The organism is Synechococcus sp. R5-15 (assembly GCF_047462035.1).
Taxonomy (GTDB): domain Bacteria; phylum Cyanobacteriota; class Cyanobacteriia; order Thermostichales; family Thermostichaceae; genus Thermostichus.
Genome location: NZ_JANSIK010000085.1, coordinates 16890 through 34450 on the forward strand (window position 1 = coordinate 16890; position 17561 = coordinate 34450).

A 17561-nucleotide genomic window follows, 5' to 3' on the forward strand; every position below is an offset into this window, starting at 1 on the left:
TTTAGGATCGGGGAGATTTGCTGTCCAAGGTCTGGTTGACCAACCAGGTGCGGTAAAACTTGAGGGCCACCGTTTCGATGAGGTCGTAGTCTTCCACCACTTCGATGCCGGCCTCGCGAATACGCTTCATGGGGCAATCGCCGATCTTGGAGACCAGCACGGCTCGGCAATCCCTGATGAGATCCAGGATTTGCTCTAGGTTGTTGTCCTCCCCGGATCCCCCGTGGCAGTACTGCGGGATCTTGCGGTGGCCGACAAACTGCGCCCCACGGGCGTTGACCTCGTAGATCAAAAACTCCCGCGCATGGCCGAAGTGGCGATTGACCAAGCCACCGCCTTTGCTGGCCACGGCCACCAGGATGGAGGGGCTGTCGGGAGGCAGGTCGGCTGTCCAGTGGGTCGGGGCTGCCTGCTGCTGAGCTTGCAGTTGGGCAATGCTTGCCTGGACCTGGCGGCGTTTTTCGGGGTCGTACTCGGGGGTCATCTGCATAAAGCGCTCCTTGGTGAACTCTTGGCTGCGGTCTTCCCCCAGAAGGCCCACCGCGTCCGCCCGACACTGGCGACAGTGGCGCATCATCCGCATGTTGCCGGAGCACCGATCTTGCAGGGCTTTCAACTCCTGAGGGGTGGGGCCCCGCTGGCCGATGAGGCCGAAGTAAGTGCCGTGTTCGGGCGCCGAGATCAGGGGCATGATGTTGTGCAAGAAAGCCCCTTTCTCCTGAATCACCCGGTTCACTTCCAGCAGGTGGGTGTCGTTGATGCCGGGAATCAGGACGGAGTTGACTTTGCAGAGGATGTCTGCCTCCCGCAACAGATCCAGGCTTTCCATCTGCCGCTCGTGCAGGATGCGGGCTGCCTCCACCCCCCGAATGCGCTTGCGCCGCCAGCGGATCCAGGGGTAGATCTTGGCTCCGATCTCTGGATCCACCATGTTGATGGTCAGGGTGACGTGGTCGATGTTCAGCCGTTTGATCTCGTCGATGTAGTCCGGCAACATCAGGCCGTTGGTGGAAAGGCAAAGCTTGAGATCCGGAGCTTTCTCGGCAATGCGGGCAAAGGTTTCGAAGGTTTGCTTGGGGTTGGCCAAGGGATCCCCAGGCCCAGCAATGCCCACCACCGTCAGTTGCGGGATCTTGCCGGCAATCACCAGCACTTTGTGGGCGGCTTCCGCCGGGGTAAGCAGCTCGCTGACCACACCGGGCCGGCTCTCGTTGGCACAGTCGAACTTGCGGTTGCAGTAGTTGCACTGGATGTTGCAGGCGGGGGCTACCGCCACGTGCATGCGGGCGTAGTGATGGTGAGCCGCTTCGCTGTAGCAGGGATGGGTGGCGATGCGCTGCTGCAGATGAGGGGGGAGGGCCTGGCGGGGGCTGCTGCTGCAAGCGCAGGCCGATGGGGAAGGGGATCCCTGGCGGGGCGGAGTTGAAAGGGGCAGCATGGCGGGGTCAACCAGGGGATAGAACGTTACTGGCGGTTATATCAACTGCCCTCTGGCTGCTCCGTTGCACTCAGCACCGGTAGAACTGATCGAGTTTATTGGCTTTGTACTCAAGACCTGCAAAGCCCGATGGCAGGCCGAATCCAACTTTTTTTAGGGGTCGAGGGTCTGGTTTTTCAAGGCCGGGGATGCCGTATTTTGACCCAAAGGGGCGGGGGATCCGGCTGTGGGGAGGATCCCCGGAATCCCTGATTCGACAAGGGCTTGGGGCAATGCTTAAGAAATACTAAAAATCTGCTCAGATGCACTCAAGCGCCGCAGCCTCGGCTGCGTTTTGCATCAATTGCTACGATTTAATATCGTATCAGCCCAAAAGTGTATTGAAAATAGCCGTTTGAGTTTGAGGAAAGATCCCCCTGGGGCAAAGTCCTCGCCAAGGAAGTGAAGACTATTGCGGCGGCAGGCCGTCGGACTTTCTTGTTGTGACAGGGGGGATGTACTCGCTCAAATACCCATACCCTTCCCCAAAAATACCGGATCCCTGCGGGCAAAAGACTCAACCCCCTGCCCTCAGAAAAACTTTTTTTGCCCTCTGGGCCAAGCTTCCAGGGTTTGAGTACATCGGCAATAACTCAATCAATCCTGATCGACCGCTGCCAAGCCTGAGCCACCGCAGCCGCTTGCTATAAGCGGGGGAACAGAAACCCAACGGTTCTGCCCCTCTGTTGAGACTCGCCCCCTGCTTCCCAACCGGTGAGCTTATGTCCCCCCTTGTTTCTCCCCCACCGAAAACGGCTGAAGTGCTGCAGGTGCCCCGTTGCGATCGCTGGCGGATTCTCTACCGTCTGCAGGAGCTGGATTTGACCTGTGGCTGTACCCCGACCGGCCAACTGTGGGTGATGATTCGCACCCCCACCGAAGCCCTCCTCGTCCACAGTGTGCTCCGCCTTTTCACCCTCAACCGCTCTGGCTGGCTGAGTTGGTTGGATCGCTGCTGGTCTCTCCAGACCTGGGATCCCCCTGAGAGACATTCGGGATGGGACGACCGCCCCTGAACCTCCGCCGTTTGCCTTCTTGCTTCTCCTGTTCACCTCGTTTTGGTAGCGCCAATGAGCACTCCATCCCCCTCGACTCACTCCTTCCAACAAGTCCGAGACAACCCCGTTCACCTGGGACGTGAGATCACGGTTCCCATCTGCGAGGGCCTCAACCTAGTTTGGGCCAGTCTTCAGGGGCTGTATTTGCAGTATCTGAAGCACCATCTGGTTGTGGAAGGAGCAGAGTTCTACTCAATTCACCAATTTTTCAACGAAAGTCTACAGGAAGTTCAGAACCACGCCCATGAGGTGGGGGAGCGCCTGAACGGCCTAGGTGGGATCCCGGCCTCCAGCTTTGCCAAGCTGGCGGAGCTGTGCTGCTTCAGCCCAGAAGGGGACGATGCGTTGGCTGTGCGGCCCATGCTGGAAGCGGATTTGCGGGCCGAGCAAAGCCTAATCGATCTGCTGCGTCGCCAGGCGGCTCTGGCGGAAAGTGTTGGGGATCGCGCCACCCGTCACCTCTACGAGCAGATTTTGCTGCGGACGGAAGAACGGGCCTTTCACCTGGCCCACTTTCTGGCTGCCGACAGCTTGGTTTTGGGCTTGTCCCCATCCTAGCTTGCCCATCTACGCCCACCCCTCGTTTTGGGAGACTCTGCCATGCTTACCCCCGATCGGGCGCCGCTGCTGCAGTTTTTGCAAGTTGAGCTTGGGATCCCGGAATCCGCCCTCACCTTCGCCCTGAAACGGCATGGGTGTGAACAGGGCCCTTTGCCCATGATTCTTTGGCATTACGGGCTGATTTCCTTGGAGCAACTGGAGCAGATTTTTGAATGGTGTGCTCCCCCTCCTCTTGTTACCAATTCTACCCATTCGGAGGTTTAAGCCATGACTTATCCCTACCCTTCTCTTCCCTTTCCCAGAGTCGGCAACCCTTTGGGATGGCTCGGCCTGGTTTTGAACTCAATTTTCAGATCCGCCCTGAAGTGGCCGCGCCGCTGGCTCAACAGCATTGAAATTCGGGGATCCCGGCAGGCGCGTTGGATTTGTCGTTTGATCCCGGCTTCCTGTCCCTTTGAGCGGGATATCCGACTGGGATCCCGCACCGTCCACATTCCGGCCCTCTGTCGCATCAACCCCCTCTACGAGGAGATCATCGCCCTGCGGCTACGGGCGGCGGCTTATCTGGCCGAAGCTGCGGCTCAACCCCAGCCCCCCTCTTCTCAGGAGATCCCATCATGCCCTTGATCAGCCGGACTAAAGTGGCGGAGCTGCTCAACGAGACCGCCTGCGAGCACAACCACAAGAAAGACGGCAAAGGCAAAAACAAAGTCTGTGCCGAGCAAGCCAAGCCAGGAGGAGCGCAGGGAGGCTGTGCCTTTGACGGGGCTTCGATTGCCCTGGTGCCGATCGCCGATGCCGCCCATCTAGTACATGGGCCAATCGCCTGCAGCGGCAACTCTTGGGGGACGCGGGGCAGCCTCTCTTCTGGCCCCCAGCTTTATCGGGTGGGCTTCACCACCGATCTGAGCGAGAACGAGATCATCTTCGGGGGGGAGGAAAAGCTGTTCCAGGCCATCCTTGACTTGCAGGCCAAATACCAGCCTGCCGCCATTTTTGTCTATCTCACTTGTGTAACTGCCCTCATTGGCGACGATGTGGAGGCCGTGTGTCAGCGGGCCAGCCGCCAGCTTGGGATCCCGGTCATTCCGGTGAATGCGCCCGGCTTTGTGGGCAGCAAAAACCTAGGCAACCGTCTGGCCGGAGAAGCGCTGCTGGACTATGTTATCGGCACCGCCTCCCCGGAGTACACCACTCCCCGCGACATTAACCTCATCGGCGAGTACAACATTGCCGGCGAGCTGTGGGATGTCTTGCCTCTGTTTGACGAGCTGGGGATCCGCATCTTGGCCAAGATCACCGGCGATGGCCGCTACCACGAGATCTGTACCGCCCACCGGGCCAAGCTGAACGTTCTCATCTGCGCTAAAGCCTTGCTCAATGTGGGCCGCAAGATGCAGGAGCGCTACGGGATCCCCTACATCGAGGCTTCCTTTTACGGGCTGCAGGAGATGAACCACTGCCTAAGGGCCATTGCCCAAGGGCTGAAGGATCCGCAACTGCAGGAGCGTACCGAGGCCCTCATCGAGCGAGAAACTCGCGCCGCTGAGGCGGCTTTGGCCCCCTACCGGCAGCGGCTGGCGGGCAAACGAGTTGTCCTTTATACCGGCGGCGTGAAAAGTTGGTCGATCATCTCTGCTGCCCGAGATCTGGGGATGCAGGTAACGGCCACCAGCACCCGCAAAAGCACCGAAGAAGACAAAGCCCGCATCCGCGAGCTGCTCGGCCAGGATGGCATTCTCTTGGACAAGGGCAGCCCTCAAGAGCTGCTCAAGGTGGTGGAGCGCACGAAAGCGGACTTGCTCATCGCCGGCGGACGCAACCAGTACACCGCCCTCAAGGCCCGCATCCCCTTTCTGGACATCAACCAGGAGCGGCACCACGCTTATGCCGGCTATCGCGGCCTGGTGAACTTGGCGCGGGAGATCGATGCCGCCCTCCACAGTCCCATTTGGGAGCAGTTGCGACGGCCTGCCCCCTGGGAGACTCCAGCCGAAGAGGAGGTGGGAGGATGGCCCAGTTGATTCAAGAACGCAAGCCTCTCAGCGTCAACCCCCTCAAACTCAGCGCTCCGCTGGGAGCGGCCCTGGCCTTTCTGGGGATCAAGGGCTGTCTGCCCCTCTTCCACGGTTCCCAAGGCTGTACGGCCTTTGCCAAAGCGCTGCTGGTACGCCATTTCCGCGAGGCCATTCCCATGTCCACCACTGCCATGTCCGAGGTGGACACCATCTTGGGAGGCGAGGAGAATGTCGAAGCTGCCATTCTCACCTTGGTGGAGAAGGCCCAGCCGGAGCTGATTGGTCTTCTGACCACCGGCCTCACGGAAACCCGCGGGGACGATATGCCGCGCATCCTGCGGGAGCTGCGCCGACGCCAGCCGCAATTGCAGGATCTGCCCATCGTCTTGGCCTCCACGCCTGACTTTAAGGGATCCCTGCAGGACGGCTATGCCATCGCCGTCAACAGCTTGGTCAGCACCTTGCCAGAGCCGCCGTCGGGATCCGTCCGCCCTGCCCAGGTAACGGTGCTGTGCGGGCCTGCCCTCACCCCCGCCGATGCCCAGGAGATCAAGGAAATGGTGGAAGCTTTTGGCCTGGAGCCAATCTTGGTGCCGGATCTCTCAGGCTCCCTAGATGGCCACTTGGGCACTGGCTTTAGGGCAACCCCGGACGGCGGCACCAGCCTCGAGCAACTGCGGCAGCTGGGGCGATCCGGCCTCACCTTGGCCATTGGGGAGAGCATGCGCCCTGTCGCCCAGCTCCTGGCCCAGCGCTTTGGCACCCCCTATCGGGTTTTCCCCCACCTGACCGGTCTCAAGGCTGTGGATCCCTTTTTGGCAACCTTGGCCGACTACAGCCAACAGCCGGTGCCCCTGCGCTACCGCCGCCAGCGCAGCCAAGTCCAGGATGCCCTCCTGGATTGCCACTTTTTCTTCGGCAACCAGCGGATTGCCTTGGCCCTAGAAGCCGATCTGCTCTGGGGGTGGGTGGACTGGCTGCTGGATATGGGCTGTCAGATCCAGGCGGCCATCAGTCCCACACCGGATCCCCACTTGAGCACCCTTCCCATTGAGGCGGTGCGGGTGGGAGATCTGGGGGATCTGGAGGAGCTAGCACCCGGGGCCGACCTGCTGGTGGGCAACTCCCACGTGGCGCGCCTGGGCAAGCGGCTGGGGATCCCAGTGCATCGAATGGGGATCCCTATCTTCGACCGGCTGGGGGCCAACCACATCTGTCAGGTGGGCTATCGCGGCACCCTATCCCAACTGTTTGCTGTCGGCAACCTGCTGATGGAGCAGGAGGAAGCCCGTCACCCCAGCCCACCCCAGGTTTCTGGGCATGGATTCTAAGGGATCCAGAGCTTCGAAGGGCAGCCCAAGTGCCCCTAGCTCCCCCAAACCCTCAAGTTCACGTTTCTAAGGAGAACGCCTATGCAAGTGGCCTTTACAACCCGCGACGGCAAGCACGTCAACGCCCACTTTGGCTGGGCCAACCAGATCGACCTCTACGAAGTCACCCCCGAAGGCTACCGATTTTGTAAGACCCTCACCTTTGGGGGCAACTTGGAGGCAGATGGCAACGAGGACAAGCTGGTGCCCAAGCTGCAGGCTTTGGCCGATGTCACCCTCATCTACGTGGCTGCCATTGGCAGCAGTGCCGCCGCCCGCCTGATCAACCGCCGCATCACCCCCATCAAAGTGCAGTCGGAAGAAGAATCCATCGAGAGCTTGTTGCAGCGCCTGGTAACCACCCTGCACAATCCTCCCCCCTGGCTGCGCAAAGTGCTCTTGGCCGAGCGCGCCCGCAAAGCCGAAGCCCCAAATCCCTCTACTTCCCCTGCGGAGGTTTAGCCATGACGGTTACCCCTCTTTCCCCCTCGACCAGTCCCATCCTGCAGGAGATCGTCCGCCAGCTGCGGGCGGCGGATCCCTACGGCACCTACCGCACCTGGAGTGATGAGTTGCTGCTCAAGCCCTTTGTCGTCACCAAAGCCCAAAAACGCCAGATATCCCTCGAAGGGGAGGTGGATCCCGGGGTGCGGAGCCGCATTCTCATCTACTACCGCGCCATTGCCGCCCTGATCGAAAAGGAGACGGGCCTCCTGGCTCAGGTGGTGCTGGATCTCAACAGCGAAGGCTTTGGTTGGGTGCTGGTCTTCTCGGGGCGGCTGTTGTTGGTGGTCAACACCCTGCGAGACGCCCATCGCTTCGGTTTCGAGTCTCTCGAACAGCTCACTGAAAAAGCTACTGCCCTTATCGACAAAGGGATCCAACTGGCCCGAACCTACCCTGAGGTGGGCCGACTGTAGCCGCTTGTCTCCGTCCCGGCAGCCATTTTTTCTTCTTTTTCTTCAGCAATTAGGAGTGCCTTGCCCATGTTGAATGAGAGTGACGTTGAAAATGTTGTGAACGACTTGGCTTTCGAGCCCTTCGAACACCTCTCTGCCGACCAGCTCCGCAGCGAGATCAAGCGCCTAAACAGCAAAGCAGGCCAACTGAAAATGGATCTGCACGATCTGGCCGAGGGGCTACCCGACGGGTTCGAGCGACTCCCCGACTTGGCAGCCCGCACTTACGCCCTATTTGCCCGGCTGCACACCCTCAGACAACGCTTGAAAACCCTGGAGACCTGCCGATGAGTTGGAACCACAACCGCCGTTGGAAAGACTTCCAAGCCCTAGTCAATGCCGAGGATTATTTCGCTTTTTTCGAGCTCCCCTACGATCCGCGGGTGGTCAACGTGAATCGCCTGCATATCTTACGCAAATTTGCTCAGTATCTGGCTCCTCTGGAGCACTTCCAGGGCAGCGAAGAAGAATGGCTGGAGCAAGCCCGGCAAGCGCTGGAAAAAGCGTATCAAACCTTTCTCACTTCTACCCCGCAGCAGGAGAAGCTCTTCCGAGTCTTTCAAGACTATGGTTGTCCGGATCCCGTTGGCGGCTGTGCCGGCTGCAGCTCTTCGGGAGAGCGGGGCGAATGCAGCCCTGGGATCCCTGCCTAAGCTCCCTTGTTTACCCCTCGTCAACTCTCTGGAGATCTCATCATGGCTACCTACACAGTTCACTTGGTTAACCCAAAACGACGGCTCGACACCTATATCTCAGTAGATGAAGATTCGACCATCCTAGAAGCGGCTGAGGATCAAGATGTGGATTTGCCCTCTTCCTGCCGCTCCGGTAGTTGTTCCTCTTGCGTGGCCAAAGTGGTAGAAGGAGAAGTCGATCAATCGGAGCAAACCTTTCTGGATGAGGAGCAAATAGCCAAAGGATTTGTGCTGCTCTGCGTGGCTAAACCTCGCTCCAGTTGTACAATTCGTACCCACCAGGAAGCTTACTTGGTTTGATAGACCGCCGCTCTCCAGCTGCTTGCCGCTAGGCTTAAGCAGCCTTTTTTCTATTTTTTTCTAGAATTAGGGATCCCTATATGTTGGCACCGCCCACCGTCCCTAAGATCTCAATAACCATATCTCCTCTCCAACTCATGAAGGTTGGAGAAGAAGGTCGCATCTACCAACTGCGCGGATCCGAAGCTGCTTGCGCCCAATTGCAGCAAATGGGTCTCACTCCAGGTACCTATCTCCAGGTTATCCAACGTCACCCTGAGTGGATCCTACTCCTACCCAGTGGCCAACTTTCCCTTCCTGCTCATTTAGCTAAACCCATCTGGGTTTACATGGATCCCCGTTGCGCCTTGATGTCTACCCAAGAACCGAATAAGAAAACAATCTTAAATTTGCCAAGAGCCTTCTAAAATGTAGTCTATTTACCCAATTTTTAACCTGTAATGAGGGACACTCAAAGTAAGGGAAGCTCATCTCTTCATAACCTATCTTGATTTGGGAGCAAAGCCATGAACACCTGTTTGTTGCACCTGGGCTCCATCCTTAAAGCTGCTGAAGAGCTTAGCCTTGTGGAAAAGCCTTTCCCCAAGTTGCAACACATCCAACTCTGCACAGGACTAAGCCCAGAGGAAATCGTGCGGGCGCTGGAGCTAGAACCCAATCCCTTGGGTTGGCATCTGGAGCCAAGCCACAACCTGGCCGATGAATCGGCGTATTGGGTGGGCGGACGACCTTGTGTCGGCTTGGTTATTGAGCGTTTTGCCTGACACTTGCTGCAGTTCGGATCCCTAAAAGGCTCTCAAGGGGGGAGGAGTAGCCTGCAAAGCCATCTCAAAAGTTCACTGCAAACATTAGAAGTTAAGAGAAAGCAAAGCTTTCCAGAAGGTTCACCCTAGACCAAATCTCCCTGGCCTGCCGGGGATCTTTTGAGGTATCGTTCAATCCAGTTCACGAATTGAGCTTAGGAAACAGACCTTAAACTAAGGTCTCTCGCCGGGCTGCCACGGCTTTGCGAGGAAGGTCTCCATGGCCGGGTTTAGGGTTTTGCAGATGCGATAGCAGGTGTGAACGAGGGAGAGCTACAGGGAAACGTTATGGAGTTTGAGGGCTATGGCTTATCAAATCTCAGGGGATTGTATCGGTTGCCACGCTTGCGTAGATAGCTGTCCTACAAAAGCTATCGTTGTCCAGGATGGGGAATACTGGATTAATCCTCTGTTGTGCAACGACTGCGAAGGTTTCTTCCCAGAACCTCAGTGCGTTAGCCTGTGTCCCGGTTCTGCCCCGCAGCCTTATGAAGCCATGAAGGGGCGCAACCGCACGGTCACGGCCCGCATTCGCAGCAGTCCACCTCTATTTTTGAACGGCCATAGCCAGGCTTTTGCTTCGTCAATTGTGGTCTGGGAAGCTTGCAATTTCCTATCTCAATTTCAATCTCTCAATCTGCAAAAGCAGGGAGATAACCAGGTTTGCTATCAGAAATCTGTTGGCCACAACCAGGGATCTCTGACCCTAACTCTATGTTTGGACGGGATCCCACAAAGTGCTCCGATCGATGTGCGAACTGCCTGTTTGCATCTTATTTTTGCTGCCTATGCCGCCGGGTTGGATAGCCCCTGGAAGGAATCCTTTGTTTTCACCGACTCACAATTGGAGTCCTATTTGGGCTGGGATAAACGTAAAGATCTGAGCAAGATGACCCGTCTCCACCTGTTCATGACCTGGATAGAGCAGCTCTGTCGGATTCAAGTCTCCATCGATTGGCCGGATCAGGGGCGGGTGAAGGGGTTTTCGGTACCGGCTGGCCCTCTGTGGAGGCTGCTCAAGATGCATCGCCACTTTCAAAAAGATGAGCAGGGCTGCAACCATCTAGTGGGCCTGACTTGGGCGATTCAGCCCGGCGAATGGACACGGTACTTTCTCAATCGACAAGGGTGCCGCCAGGGGCAAGCCTTTTATCAGTACAGCAGCCTGCCCCTATCCCTGTTGCAGGCAGTGATGAGCCATTGGCAGCATCATGAAGGAGCCATGCGCTTGCTGCTGTGGCTGTTGTTCAAAGTGAGGATGGGGCGGCAACAGCGTCTGACGGTGCCTACCCTGATGCGGGTGGCCTACGGGGAAAAGCGACTGCAGGAAGCCTATCTCAATCTCCAAGAACGCAAACGGCTGCTGCGCACCTTTGAAAGCGATCTGGAGGTTCTCAACCACTACGGCCTCAAGCCGGAGTTCGATCCCCTCACCTATCCTTCTTCCATTCAACCCCTGTGGGCTCGCCTGGAAGCTGTGCCCGAGGATGCGGACGAGGCATTGAACTTTTGGATTGAAGATGCCAACAATGGCGGCCTGCTGACCGCTGCCGGGCCACGGGGCAAGTGGGGACTTTTGATGCAGGCTCGCATTCAGCGGTTTCATCCGCCCTCCGACTGGCATCGTCAAGCAGTTCAAGAAGCCAGATCCCCGACCCGAGAATCGGGATCTCGGCGGCAGCGTAGGGCAAAGTCTGCGCCTGTTGCAACAGACTCGGATCTCCCTGGCCCTCCCGAAAACCCAAAAGACTTCCCCTCAAGCAAAGCTTTGCGTGGAGCGGATATCTCGGCGGCACGCCAGCAAAAGGGAATCAGCCAGCGGGAATTGGCCCAGAGGCTGGGGCGCAGCCAGAGCTGGGTGCGGGATGTAGAGAATGGGCGGCTTCAGATCAGCCTAAACGATCGCCAGCGCCTTATCAAAGCCCTGTATTTGGATCCCAGGCAACAGCAAGTCTAGGCCAGTTACTCAATTCACTCATCCACTCACTCATCCACGGCAATGACCACATCCGAGGCTTTGATGGCAGCATACGCTTCTTTCCCAACTGCTATGCCCAACCGTTCGGCAGAGTGCTTAGAAATAATGGCTGTTATTTCTATGCCTGGTGCAACTTCCAGAACAATTTCGGCATTGACCATGCCCACCTGGACACTTTTTACAGTTCCTTTAAACAAGTTGCGAGTGCTGATTTGCATGACTTCTCCTTTGTTGAACAAGCAGAGCAACAGGGGTGTTGACCGAACTGAACAAGAGAGGAGCTTGCCGGATGGTCATTCAACACCGGTTTCAATACTATCAGATGCTTATCGTTGCCTCTGGGGAGGAAGAGCTGCCAATAGTCTAGATTATGTATCCTGAAGATACAAACTGCAACCTCTAATGGTCAAAGTACCGAGCGATTGGTGGATTTTCCTGTTCTGAAAGTCGTCACGGGTCAAAGAAGAATGGCTATGAAACGAAGAACTGCAATGTTATTCCTGGGGATCCTAGCCGCTCTGGCTTTGAGGTGGGGGTCGGCTCCCGGCTTGGCGCAATCTCAGCCCATTTTGGTGGGGGCTGCGGTGAGCTTGCAACCGGCTTTAACGGAAATCGACCGGTTGTTCACCGCCCGCTATCCCGACATCAAGGTTGAGTACAACTTCGCCAATTCCGGCTCTCTCCAGCAACAGGTGGAGCAGGGGGCTCCTTTGGACGTGGTATTTTTCGCAGCCGCCTCTTTTATGGACGCCCTTGCCAAGCAAAACCTGCTGGTGGCAGGATCCCGGCGAGATCTTCTCAGCAACCGCATGGCTTTAATTGTGCCTGCCAATGCCAGAACCAAGGTTCAGGATTTTGCCGACTTGGTGGCGGAAGAGATCCGGGTTCTGTCCATTGGGGATCTGCAGGCCATGCCCGCCGGACGCTATGCCCAGGAAATTCTCACCCAAGCAGGGGTGTTTGAGACGCTGCGGCCCAAGATGGTGTTTGCCAGCACGGTGCGGGAAATTTTGACGGCGGTGGAGCAGGGCAATGCCGACGCCGGGATCCTGTTTACCTCGGATGCTCAGCTTTCAAATCGGGTGCGAGTAGTGGCTACGGCGGATCCCATTACGCCAATTATCTACCCGGTGGCATTGGTGCGCGATACTCCCGCCGGACAGTCTTACTTGGAGTTTTTAACCTCAGAAGAAGCAGCAGAGGTGTTTGTGAAGTACGGCTTTATCCGCCTGTGAGGGATCCCTCTGCAATGGCGCGGATGAGTTACTCCAAATGAGCGACTACGACCTATCCCCGCTTTGGATCTCCCTACGGATTGCCGGCTTGGCCACAGCTATCACCTTTGGGGTGGGGACGCTGGCGGCTTACGGGATGTTGCACTACCGAGGTCGCTGGCGCTCTCTCATCGAGGCCCTCTTGTTGGCGCCGCTGGTGTTGCCGCCCACCATGGTGGGCTTCCTGTTGCTGCTGCTGTTTGGCCGGCGAACCCTTCTGGGACAACTTTTGGCCTCGCTGAACTTGTCGGTCATCTTCACCTGGTATGCCGGGGTGATCACGGCAGCGGTGGTGGCCCTGCCCCTGATGTACCGCACGGCCCTGGGAGCTTTCCAGCAGATTGACCCGACGCTGGTGGCGGCAGCCCGCACGCTGGGGGCAAGTAGGGCCAAGATTTTTACGCAGGTGCTGATCCCTTTGGCCTTACCGGGGATCCTGGCGGGGATTACCCTCAGTTTTGCCCGCGCTCTGGGGGAGTTCGGCGCCACCTTGATGCTGGCAGGCAATATCCCGGGCCGCACGCAAACCCTATCCATGGCCATCTTCTTTGCCGTTCAGGCGGGGGATATGCGGGGGGCGGCCATCAGCTCGGCCCTGGTCTTGGGGTTGTCCTTGGGGGTGATGACGGCAGTTAACCTTTGGTTTCAGCGACAGCCTCTGCCGCAGCTTCCCCCTCGCCCCCTGCGGGTTCTGGCCAGAAGGGATCTGGATTTCTCAACTCCGGCCCCCCGCCTCTGGGTGGACATTGACAAGAAGCTGCCCCAATTTGAGCTGCAGGCGCAACTGAGCTGCGACGGGCGGCCATTAGGACTGCTGGGGGCCTCTGGATCCGGCAAAAGCCTACTTTTGCGCTGCATTGCCGGGATCGAAACCCCGGATGGTGGGCGCATTTTGCTCAACGAGCGGGCGTTGTTTGACGCCGAACAGGGGATCCGGCTGCCCCCCGCTCAGCGACGGGTGGGGGTGATCTTCCAAAACTACGCTCTGTTTCCCCACCTCACCGTTGCCCAGAACATTGCCTTTGGGATCCCTGCGGGCTTGAGCGAAGCGGAAAAACAAGAGCGGATCCAGGCCCAGCTGCGGTTGGTCAAGCTGAAGGGCTGGGAAAACCGCTATCCCACGGAGCTCTCCGGAGGACAGCAGCAGCGGGTGGCCCTGGCGCGAGCCTTGGCTTCTGAGCCGGAGATCTTGCTGCTGGATGAGCCTTTTTCTGCTTTGGATGCCCACCTGCGCAGCCAACTGGAGCAGGAGATGGGGGAAATCCTAGCGGGCTACAAGGGAGTCACGCTTTTGGTAACCCACAACATTGAGGAAGCCTTCCGCCTCTGCGGGGATCTGGCTGTAATGGAGCAGGGGCGAATCATTGCCCAGGGGGACAAGCGTCAGCTATTTGAGGCTCCCCCCTGCCTTAGTGTGGCGCAACTGACGGGTTGCAAAAACATCTCGCGGGCCAAGCTCCTGGGCCCTCAACGGGTGCTGGCCTTGGATTGGGGCTGTGAGCTGCAGGTACAGGGATCCCCAGCGGGAGAATACATCGCCATCCGCGCCCACCACCTCACCTTCAGGCCCGACGGGAAGCTGCCCAACACGTTTCCCGCTTGGCTGGTGAAGTGGAGCGAGACCCCCCACCGACTGACTCTCTTCTTTAGGCTGGGCGGTCCTCCTGCCCACCGCCAGGACTATCACCTGCAAGCTGAGGTGTGGCGGGAGCGCTGGCGCGAGGTGGAGACTTGGGGATCCCCGTGGTGGCTGCAGTTGGATCCCCGGCATCTGATGGTGTTTTGAGTCTGGGCTTAACACCCGTCAAGTGGGCTCTTCGCCCAGGCAATAGCCCCGCGGGGTAATCAGCCGGTCTCCATGGCGAAAGGTCTGAGAGTTGCCGATAAGAACCAGGGTGAGCATGTCCACCTGCTCTGGATCCAGCTCCCCTAGGGTGGTGAGGTGGAGGGTTTCGCCGGGGCGGTAGAGGTTGCGGGCCAAAGCCACGGGGGTATGGGCGGGTCGGGCCTGCAAAAAGATCTGCAGAGCCTTGAGGAAGGGATCCACCCGCTGCCGGGAGCGGGGGTTGTAAAGGGCCACCACAAAATCGGCAGCTGCAGCCGCCTGCAGGCGTTTTTCGATCACCGGCCAGGGGGTAAGCAGATCCGAGAGGGAAATGGCGCAGAAGTCGTGCATCAGCGGAGCCCCCAGCCGGGCAGCAGCCGCCTGGAAGGCAGAGATCCCCGGCAGCACCTCCAGAGAAGGGCGGATCCCATCCCAGCCAGAGCGGACCAAGCACTCCAGCACCAAGCCCGCCATGCCGTAAATGCCCGCATCCCCCGAAGAAATCACCGCCACCTTCAGCCCCTGCTGCGCCCAAGCGATGGCCTGTTTGGCCCGCTGCAGCTCTTGGGTAATGGGAGAGGCCTCCCAAATTTGGCCGGGGTGCAAAAGGGGGGCCACCAAGTCTAGATAAAGCTGGTAGCCAACAACCACATCGGCCTGAGTTAAAGCCATACGGGCAGCCAAAGTCAATTGACCCAGATCCCCAGGACCAGTGCCGATGAGCCAGAGGTGGCCGCTGCGAGGGGAATACTCCTGCGCCGCGCGGGCAATGGCCAGGGTGCAGGCCCCTTCGGTTTCTGACGTGAAGACCTGCTTGGGGCAGAGAAGAGTTGCCTTCCCCTCCGCAACGCAAGACGGTCGCTCAAAAGCTCGGTCACCTCTTCCCCAGATCTGAGCCGCCAAAAGAGCAGCCGCCTCGGCTACGGAGGGAGTGCCCACCGCCTGCCGAACGGCCTCCGAAGGGTGGGGAACCGGGATCCCAGCCAAAGCCTCTGCCGGGAAAAACTCAATGGGCCAGCCGTGGGCCTGAGCCAGCTCCAAAAGACCCGGCTCGTCTTGCTTGAGCTCTAGGGTGGCCAGGCCGGCAATGGCCTCGAACGCCAGCCCCTGGGCCTGCAACAGGCGGCGCAGGGATCCCTCTAGCCAAGCGCGGGTGGTGCCCCGCTCGCAGCCCACCCCCACCCAGAGCACCCGCGGATGCCAGTGCACGGTTGGGATCCCCGTGGCAGGGGAGAGGTATTCCCCAATCCAAATGTGGGCCACAGGATGGGGAGGGGAGGCAGCCACCAGGGGATACTCTGCCGGCCAAGCCCGCCGCCAAAGTTGCGTGCCACAGGTTTGGTGAACGGCCACGGGCTCCCCACGAGCCAAGGCAGCGGCCACCTCATTCCAATCCCCTTGGCCCCGCCGCCAGCCATAGGGATCCCCCAGCAAATCCAAAGGCGGGATCCCCAGCCCCTCGGAAGCAGAGGTGAGAACCGGCTGGGCTCCCAAGGTAGCGGCCACCTGCCGCGCCAGGGCATCGGCCCCCCCCACATGTCCCCCGCACAGGCTAATGGCCCAGCGACCGGCTTCGTCCACCACCACCACCGCCGGATCCCGCTGCTTATCCTGCAGGAGAGGGGCAATGAGCCGCACCACCGAGCCGGCAGCCAGGATGAAAAGACAGCCCTGCACCTGGGGCCAAGTTTGGGCAACAGCTTCTGCCAGAGATCTGGGCGCTGTGGGATGGCTGGGATCCCCGTAGGCTTGCCAGGGGGAGGGCAGCCCCTGCGGGTCAGCTTTGCTCCAGCAGCTCACCTCCTTGCCTAGGAGGGGGATCAGGGAGTCGGCCAACCGGCGGGCGCGCGGGCTGGGGGCAAACAGAGCAAGCTTCATCGAGCGTGGGCCAAGGCCAGGATTCTCCCCGGATCCTATACTGGACATAGAGCCACCCGCGAAGGGACAAGTGCTGATGGTCATCCCACCTGGACTGATGCTGCCCCTGATCCCCCTGGAGGTTTTGCTCTCCACCAAGGGGCTGATGTTTTTGCTGCTATCGGCCTATGGGGGGGCCATGTGGACATTTTTAAGTGGCGCTCCCCGTGTCCACACCATCATCGTGCCGGACTTGGAGCAGGCCAGAGGGTTTTACGAGAAGGTGTTGAAACTGCCGGAAGCGGAGCTGCCCCTGCAGTACTACTACGGCTACGAGCAAAGCATGGTCGGCTACAGCCTAGGATCCGCTTACTTTCCAGGGGATATTGGCCTCAGTCCCCGCTTCGATGCCAAAGCCCGTCCCACCTCTGGGCCCACCCAATTGGATACCCCCGGACTTTGGTACCAACTCTCCGACAATGTTCAATTGCACGTGATCCCTGGCTCTACAGATCCCTATGGGGGCTCTGGCCCCTACGGCAGCACCTCCAGGCCCAGCTCCTCACCTGCTTCTGCTTACGGGACTGCAACGGCAGCGGGCCGCAGCAGCGGCGTTCGCTATCGCCATGTCAGCTATGAGCGGGAGTCCCTTAAGGCCCTTCTGAAGCGAATCAACAAACAAGGGATCCGCAACAGCATTCGCTCCGAGAAGCCCTTCGTCTTTTGGGTGCGGGATCACCAGGGTCAGATTATCGAATTTGCCGAACTGAAAGGCTGACGGGATCCCCTAAGATTGTTAAAGGAAAGCAAAAAGTCGGCGGTGGGGAGACGCCAACGGATGAAACGGGTGCTGCTGTTGGTGCTGGGCTTGCTGTGGCTCGGGGTGTGGGGCGGCCAGCCGGCCGTGGCTCTGTCGCGGGCCAAAGACAATCCGGTGGTGAGCGTGCAATCCCCAGCCAAGGACTTCATCACCACCGAGTCGGGATTGCAATACTACGACATCACTCAAGGCAGTGGGCCTTCGCCTCAGCCGGGGCAAACGGTGGTGGTCAACTACGTGGGCAAGCTACAGGATGGCATCATCTTCGATAGCTCCTACAAGCGCAATCAGCCTTTTATCTTCACCTACGGAGTAGGGCAGGTGATCCGTGGCTGGGAGGAAGGGCTGGCCACCATGCGAGTGGGGGGCAAGCGGTACTTGCGCATTCCGCCGGAGTTGGCCTATGGCAGCCGCGGGGCAGGCGGGGTGATCCCCCCCAACGCCACCTTGGATTTTGAAGTGGAGCTCCTGGCCATCCAGTAGATTCAGATCTTGCAGAGCATGACTCTAGTCAATAATAAGCTCAACTATACTGAAAATAATGTATAATATGTTCAGTACGGATT

The 17561-nt window shown here is 58.8% G+C and carries 21 protein-coding genes; 18 read left to right on the top strand and 3 right to left on the bottom strand.

Annotation, left to right across the window (positions count from 1 at the left end; all coding sequences use genetic code 11):
* Nucleotide 1 precedes the first annotated feature (1 nt).
* Nucleotides 2-1438, bottom strand: coding sequence for a nitrogenase cofactor biosynthesis protein NifB (gene nifB / locus NW839_RS07920; RefSeq protein WP_414351573.1), 1437 nt, complete (start codon nt 1436-1438; stop codon nt 2-4).
* Between the two features lie 761 nt (nt 1439-2199).
* Between nifB and NW839_RS07925 the strand changes: the two genes are divergently transcribed.
* The 14 genes from NW839_RS07925 (at nt 2200) to NW839_RS07990 (ending at nt 11198) form a co-directional block, all read left to right on the top strand.
* On the top strand, nt 2200-2493 hold the full coding sequence (locus NW839_RS07925) for an Asr1405/Asl0597 family protein (protein ID WP_414351575.1): 294 nt from the start codon (nt 2200-2202) through the stop codon (nt 2491-2493).
* Nucleotides 2494-2547: 54 nt separating this feature from the next.
* A complete protein-coding gene (locus NW839_RS07930; protein ID WP_414330307.1) occupies nt 2548-3093 on the top strand; it encodes a ferritin-like domain-containing protein in 546 nt (181 codons plus the stop codon).
* Between the two features lie 42 nt (nt 3094-3135).
* Nucleotides 3136-3360: a DUF2949 domain-containing protein gene (locus NW839_RS07935; protein WP_011430659.1), complete on the top strand. Its 225-nt coding sequence runs from the start codon at nt 3136-3138 to the stop codon at nt 3358-3360.
* 3 nt (nt 3361-3363) lie between these two features.
* Nucleotides 3364-3723 carry a Mo-dependent nitrogenase C-terminal domain-containing protein gene (locus NW839_RS07940; RefSeq protein ID WP_011430660.1) on the top strand — a complete coding sequence of 120 codons (360 nt, stop codon included), beginning with the start codon at nt 3364-3366 and terminating at the stop codon, nt 3721-3723.
* Nucleotides 3714-5120 (top strand): nitrogenase iron-molybdenum cofactor biosynthesis protein NifE, encoded by a 1407-nt coding sequence (gene nifE / locus NW839_RS07945; protein WP_414351578.1) that lies wholly within the window; start codon nt 3714-3716, stop codon nt 5118-5120. Before NW839_RS07940 ends, nifE begins: the two co-directional genes overlap by 10 nt.
* Nucleotides 5108-6445: a nitrogenase iron-molybdenum cofactor biosynthesis protein NifN gene (nifN, locus tag NW839_RS07950; protein WP_414351580.1), complete on the top strand. Its 1338-nt coding sequence runs from the start codon at nt 5108-5110 to the stop codon at nt 6443-6445. The genes nifE and nifN overlap by 13 nt, the downstream gene beginning before the upstream one ends.
* An 81-nt stretch (nt 6446-6526) precedes the next feature.
* Complete coding sequence (gene nifX / locus NW839_RS07955) at nt 6527-6946, top strand: nitrogen fixation protein NifX (protein ID WP_414342057.1); 420 nt, start codon at nt 6527-6529, stop codon at nt 6944-6946.
* Nucleotides 6947-6948: 2 nt separating this feature from the next.
* On the top strand, nt 6949-7404 hold the full coding sequence (locus NW839_RS07960; protein ID WP_414351582.1) for a NifX-associated nitrogen fixation protein: 456 nt from the start codon (nt 6949-6951) through the stop codon (nt 7402-7404).
* Between the two features lie 66 nt (nt 7405-7470).
* Nucleotides 7471-7734: a CCE_0567 family metalloprotein gene (locus NW839_RS07965; RefSeq protein WP_414351585.1), complete on the top strand. Its 264-nt coding sequence runs from the start codon at nt 7471-7473 to the stop codon at nt 7732-7734.
* Nucleotides 7731-8096 carry a nitrogenase-stabilizing/protective protein NifW gene (gene nifW / locus NW839_RS07970; RefSeq protein ID WP_011432069.1) on the top strand — a complete coding sequence of 122 codons (366 nt, stop codon included), beginning with the start codon at nt 7731-7733 and terminating at the stop codon, nt 8094-8096. Before NW839_RS07965 ends, nifW begins: the two co-directional genes overlap by 4 nt.
* A 42-nt stretch (nt 8097-8138) precedes the next feature.
* Nucleotides 8139-8438: a 2Fe-2S iron-sulfur cluster-binding protein gene (locus NW839_RS07975; RefSeq protein ID WP_414351587.1), complete on the top strand. Its 300-nt coding sequence runs from the start codon at nt 8139-8141 to the stop codon at nt 8436-8438.
* A 137-nt stretch (nt 8439-8575) separates the two neighbouring features.
* Nucleotides 8576-8845, top strand: a complete 270-nt coding sequence (locus NW839_RS07980; protein WP_238376962.1) for a ferrous iron transport protein A — start codon at nt 8576-8578, stop codon at nt 8843-8845.
* Nucleotides 8846-8944: 99 nt separating this feature from the next.
* The gene (locus NW839_RS07985) at nt 8945-9202 is read left to right on the top strand and encodes a hypothetical protein (protein WP_011430669.1); all 258 of its coding nucleotides are present in this window, start codon (nt 8945-8947) and stop codon (nt 9200-9202) included.
* Nucleotides 9203-9545: 343 nt separating this feature from the next.
* Nucleotides 9546-11198, top strand: a complete 1653-nt coding sequence (locus NW839_RS07990; RefSeq protein ID WP_414342065.1) for a helix-turn-helix domain-containing protein — start codon at nt 9546-9548, stop codon at nt 11196-11198.
* A 26-nt stretch (nt 11199-11224) separates the two neighbouring features.
* Here the strand turns inward: NW839_RS07990 and NW839_RS07995 are convergent, their stop codons facing one another.
* Nucleotides 11225-11437, bottom strand: a complete 213-nt coding sequence (locus NW839_RS07995) for a TOBE domain-containing protein (protein WP_414342067.1) — start codon at nt 11435-11437, stop codon at nt 11225-11227.
* Nucleotides 11438-11692: 255 nt separating this feature from the next.
* Between NW839_RS07995 and modA the strand changes: the two genes are divergently transcribed.
* Both modA and modB read left to right on the top strand, forming a co-directional pair.
* Nucleotides 11693-12454: a molybdate ABC transporter substrate-binding protein gene (gene modA / locus NW839_RS08000; RefSeq protein ID WP_414342069.1), complete on the top strand. Its 762-nt coding sequence runs from the start codon at nt 11693-11695 to the stop codon at nt 12452-12454.
* A gap of 37 nt (nt 12455-12491) precedes the next feature.
* A complete protein-coding gene (modB, locus tag NW839_RS08005) occupies nt 12492-14279 on the top strand; it encodes a molybdate ABC transporter permease subunit (protein WP_414351590.1) in 1788 nt (595 codons plus the stop codon).
* Nucleotides 14280-14297: 18 nt separating this feature from the next.
* Here modB and cobJ read toward each other — a convergent pair whose 3' ends face one another.
* A complete protein-coding gene (gene cobJ / locus NW839_RS08010) occupies nt 14298-16196 on the bottom strand; it encodes a precorrin-3B C(17)-methyltransferase (RefSeq protein ID WP_414351593.1) in 1899 nt (632 codons plus the stop codon).
* 76 nt (nt 16197-16272) lie between these two features.
* Here cobJ and NW839_RS08015 point away from each other — a divergent pair, with 76 nt between their 5' ends.
* Together NW839_RS08015 and NW839_RS08020 are read left to right on the top strand one after the other, a co-directional pair.
* Complete coding sequence (locus NW839_RS08015; protein ID WP_414351596.1) at nt 16273-16953, top strand: hypothetical protein; 681 nt, start codon at nt 16273-16275, stop codon at nt 16951-16953.
* A gap of 60 nt (nt 16954-17013) precedes the next feature.
* On the top strand, nt 17014-17478 hold the full coding sequence (locus tag NW839_RS08020) for an FKBP-type peptidyl-prolyl cis-trans isomerase (protein ID WP_414351597.1): 465 nt from the start codon (nt 17014-17016) through the stop codon (nt 17476-17478).
* The last annotated feature ends 83 nt before the right edge of the window (nt 17479-17561 follow it).

What these genes read in the sequence shown, in the direction of transcription:
- nifB (WP_414351573.1), bottom strand. Translation starts at nt 1,438, where the DNA reads ATGCTGCCCCTTTCAACTCCGCCCCGCCAGGGATCCCCTTCCCCATCG.
- NW839_RS07925 (WP_414351575.1), top strand. Translation starts at nt 2,200, where the DNA reads ATGTCCCCCCTTGTTTCTCCCCCACCGAAAACGGCTGAAGTGCTGCAG.
- NW839_RS07930 (WP_414330307.1), top strand. Translation starts at nt 2,548, where the DNA reads ATGAGCACTCCATCCCCCTCGACTCACTCCTTCCAACAAGTCCGAGAC.
- NW839_RS07935 (WP_011430659.1), top strand. Translation starts at nt 3,136, where the DNA reads ATGCTTACCCCCGATCGGGCGCCGCTGCTGCAGTTTTTGCAAGTTGAG.
- NW839_RS07940 (WP_011430660.1), top strand. Translation starts at nt 3,364, where the DNA reads ATGACTTATCCCTACCCTTCTCTTCCCTTTCCCAGAGTCGGCAACCCT.
- nifE (WP_414351578.1), top strand. Translation starts at nt 3,714, where the DNA reads ATGCCCTTGATCAGCCGGACTAAAGTGGCGGAGCTGCTCAACGAGACC.
- nifN (WP_414351580.1), top strand. Translation starts at nt 5,108, where the DNA reads ATGGCCCAGTTGATTCAAGAACGCAAGCCTCTCAGCGTCAACCCCCTC.
- nifX (WP_414342057.1), top strand. Translation starts at nt 6,527, where the DNA reads ATGCAAGTGGCCTTTACAACCCGCGACGGCAAGCACGTCAACGCCCAC.
- NW839_RS07960 (WP_414351582.1), top strand. Translation starts at nt 6,949, where the DNA reads ATGACGGTTACCCCTCTTTCCCCCTCGACCAGTCCCATCCTGCAGGAG.
- NW839_RS07965 (WP_414351585.1), top strand. Translation starts at nt 7,471, where the DNA reads ATGTTGAATGAGAGTGACGTTGAAAATGTTGTGAACGACTTGGCTTTC.
- nifW (WP_011432069.1), top strand. Translation starts at nt 7,731, where the DNA reads ATGAGTTGGAACCACAACCGCCGTTGGAAAGACTTCCAAGCCCTAGTC.
- NW839_RS07975 (WP_414351587.1), top strand. Translation starts at nt 8,139, where the DNA reads ATGGCTACCTACACAGTTCACTTGGTTAACCCAAAACGACGGCTCGAC.
- NW839_RS07980 (WP_238376962.1), top strand. Translation starts at nt 8,576, where the DNA reads ATGAAGGTTGGAGAAGAAGGTCGCATCTACCAACTGCGCGGATCCGAA.
- NW839_RS07985 (WP_011430669.1), top strand. Translation starts at nt 8,945, where the DNA reads ATGAACACCTGTTTGTTGCACCTGGGCTCCATCCTTAAAGCTGCTGAA.
- NW839_RS07990 (WP_414342065.1), top strand. Translation starts at nt 9,546, where the DNA reads ATGGCTTATCAAATCTCAGGGGATTGTATCGGTTGCCACGCTTGCGTA.
- NW839_RS07995 (WP_414342067.1), bottom strand. Translation starts at nt 11,437, where the DNA reads ATGCAAATCAGCACTCGCAACTTGTTTAAAGGAACTGTAAAAAGTGTC.
- modA (WP_414342069.1), top strand. Translation starts at nt 11,693, where the DNA reads ATGAAACGAAGAACTGCAATGTTATTCCTGGGGATCCTAGCCGCTCTG.
- modB (WP_414351590.1), top strand. Translation starts at nt 12,492, where the DNA reads ATGAGCGACTACGACCTATCCCCGCTTTGGATCTCCCTACGGATTGCC.
- cobJ (WP_414351593.1), bottom strand. Translation starts at nt 16,196, where the DNA reads ATGAAGCTTGCTCTGTTTGCCCCCAGCCCGCGCGCCCGCCGGTTGGCC.
- NW839_RS08015 (WP_414351596.1), top strand. Translation starts at nt 16,273, where the DNA reads ATGGTCATCCCACCTGGACTGATGCTGCCCCTGATCCCCCTGGAGGTT.
- NW839_RS08020 (WP_414351597.1), top strand. Translation starts at nt 17,014, where the DNA reads ATGAAACGGGTGCTGCTGTTGGTGCTGGGCTTGCTGTGGCTCGGGGTG.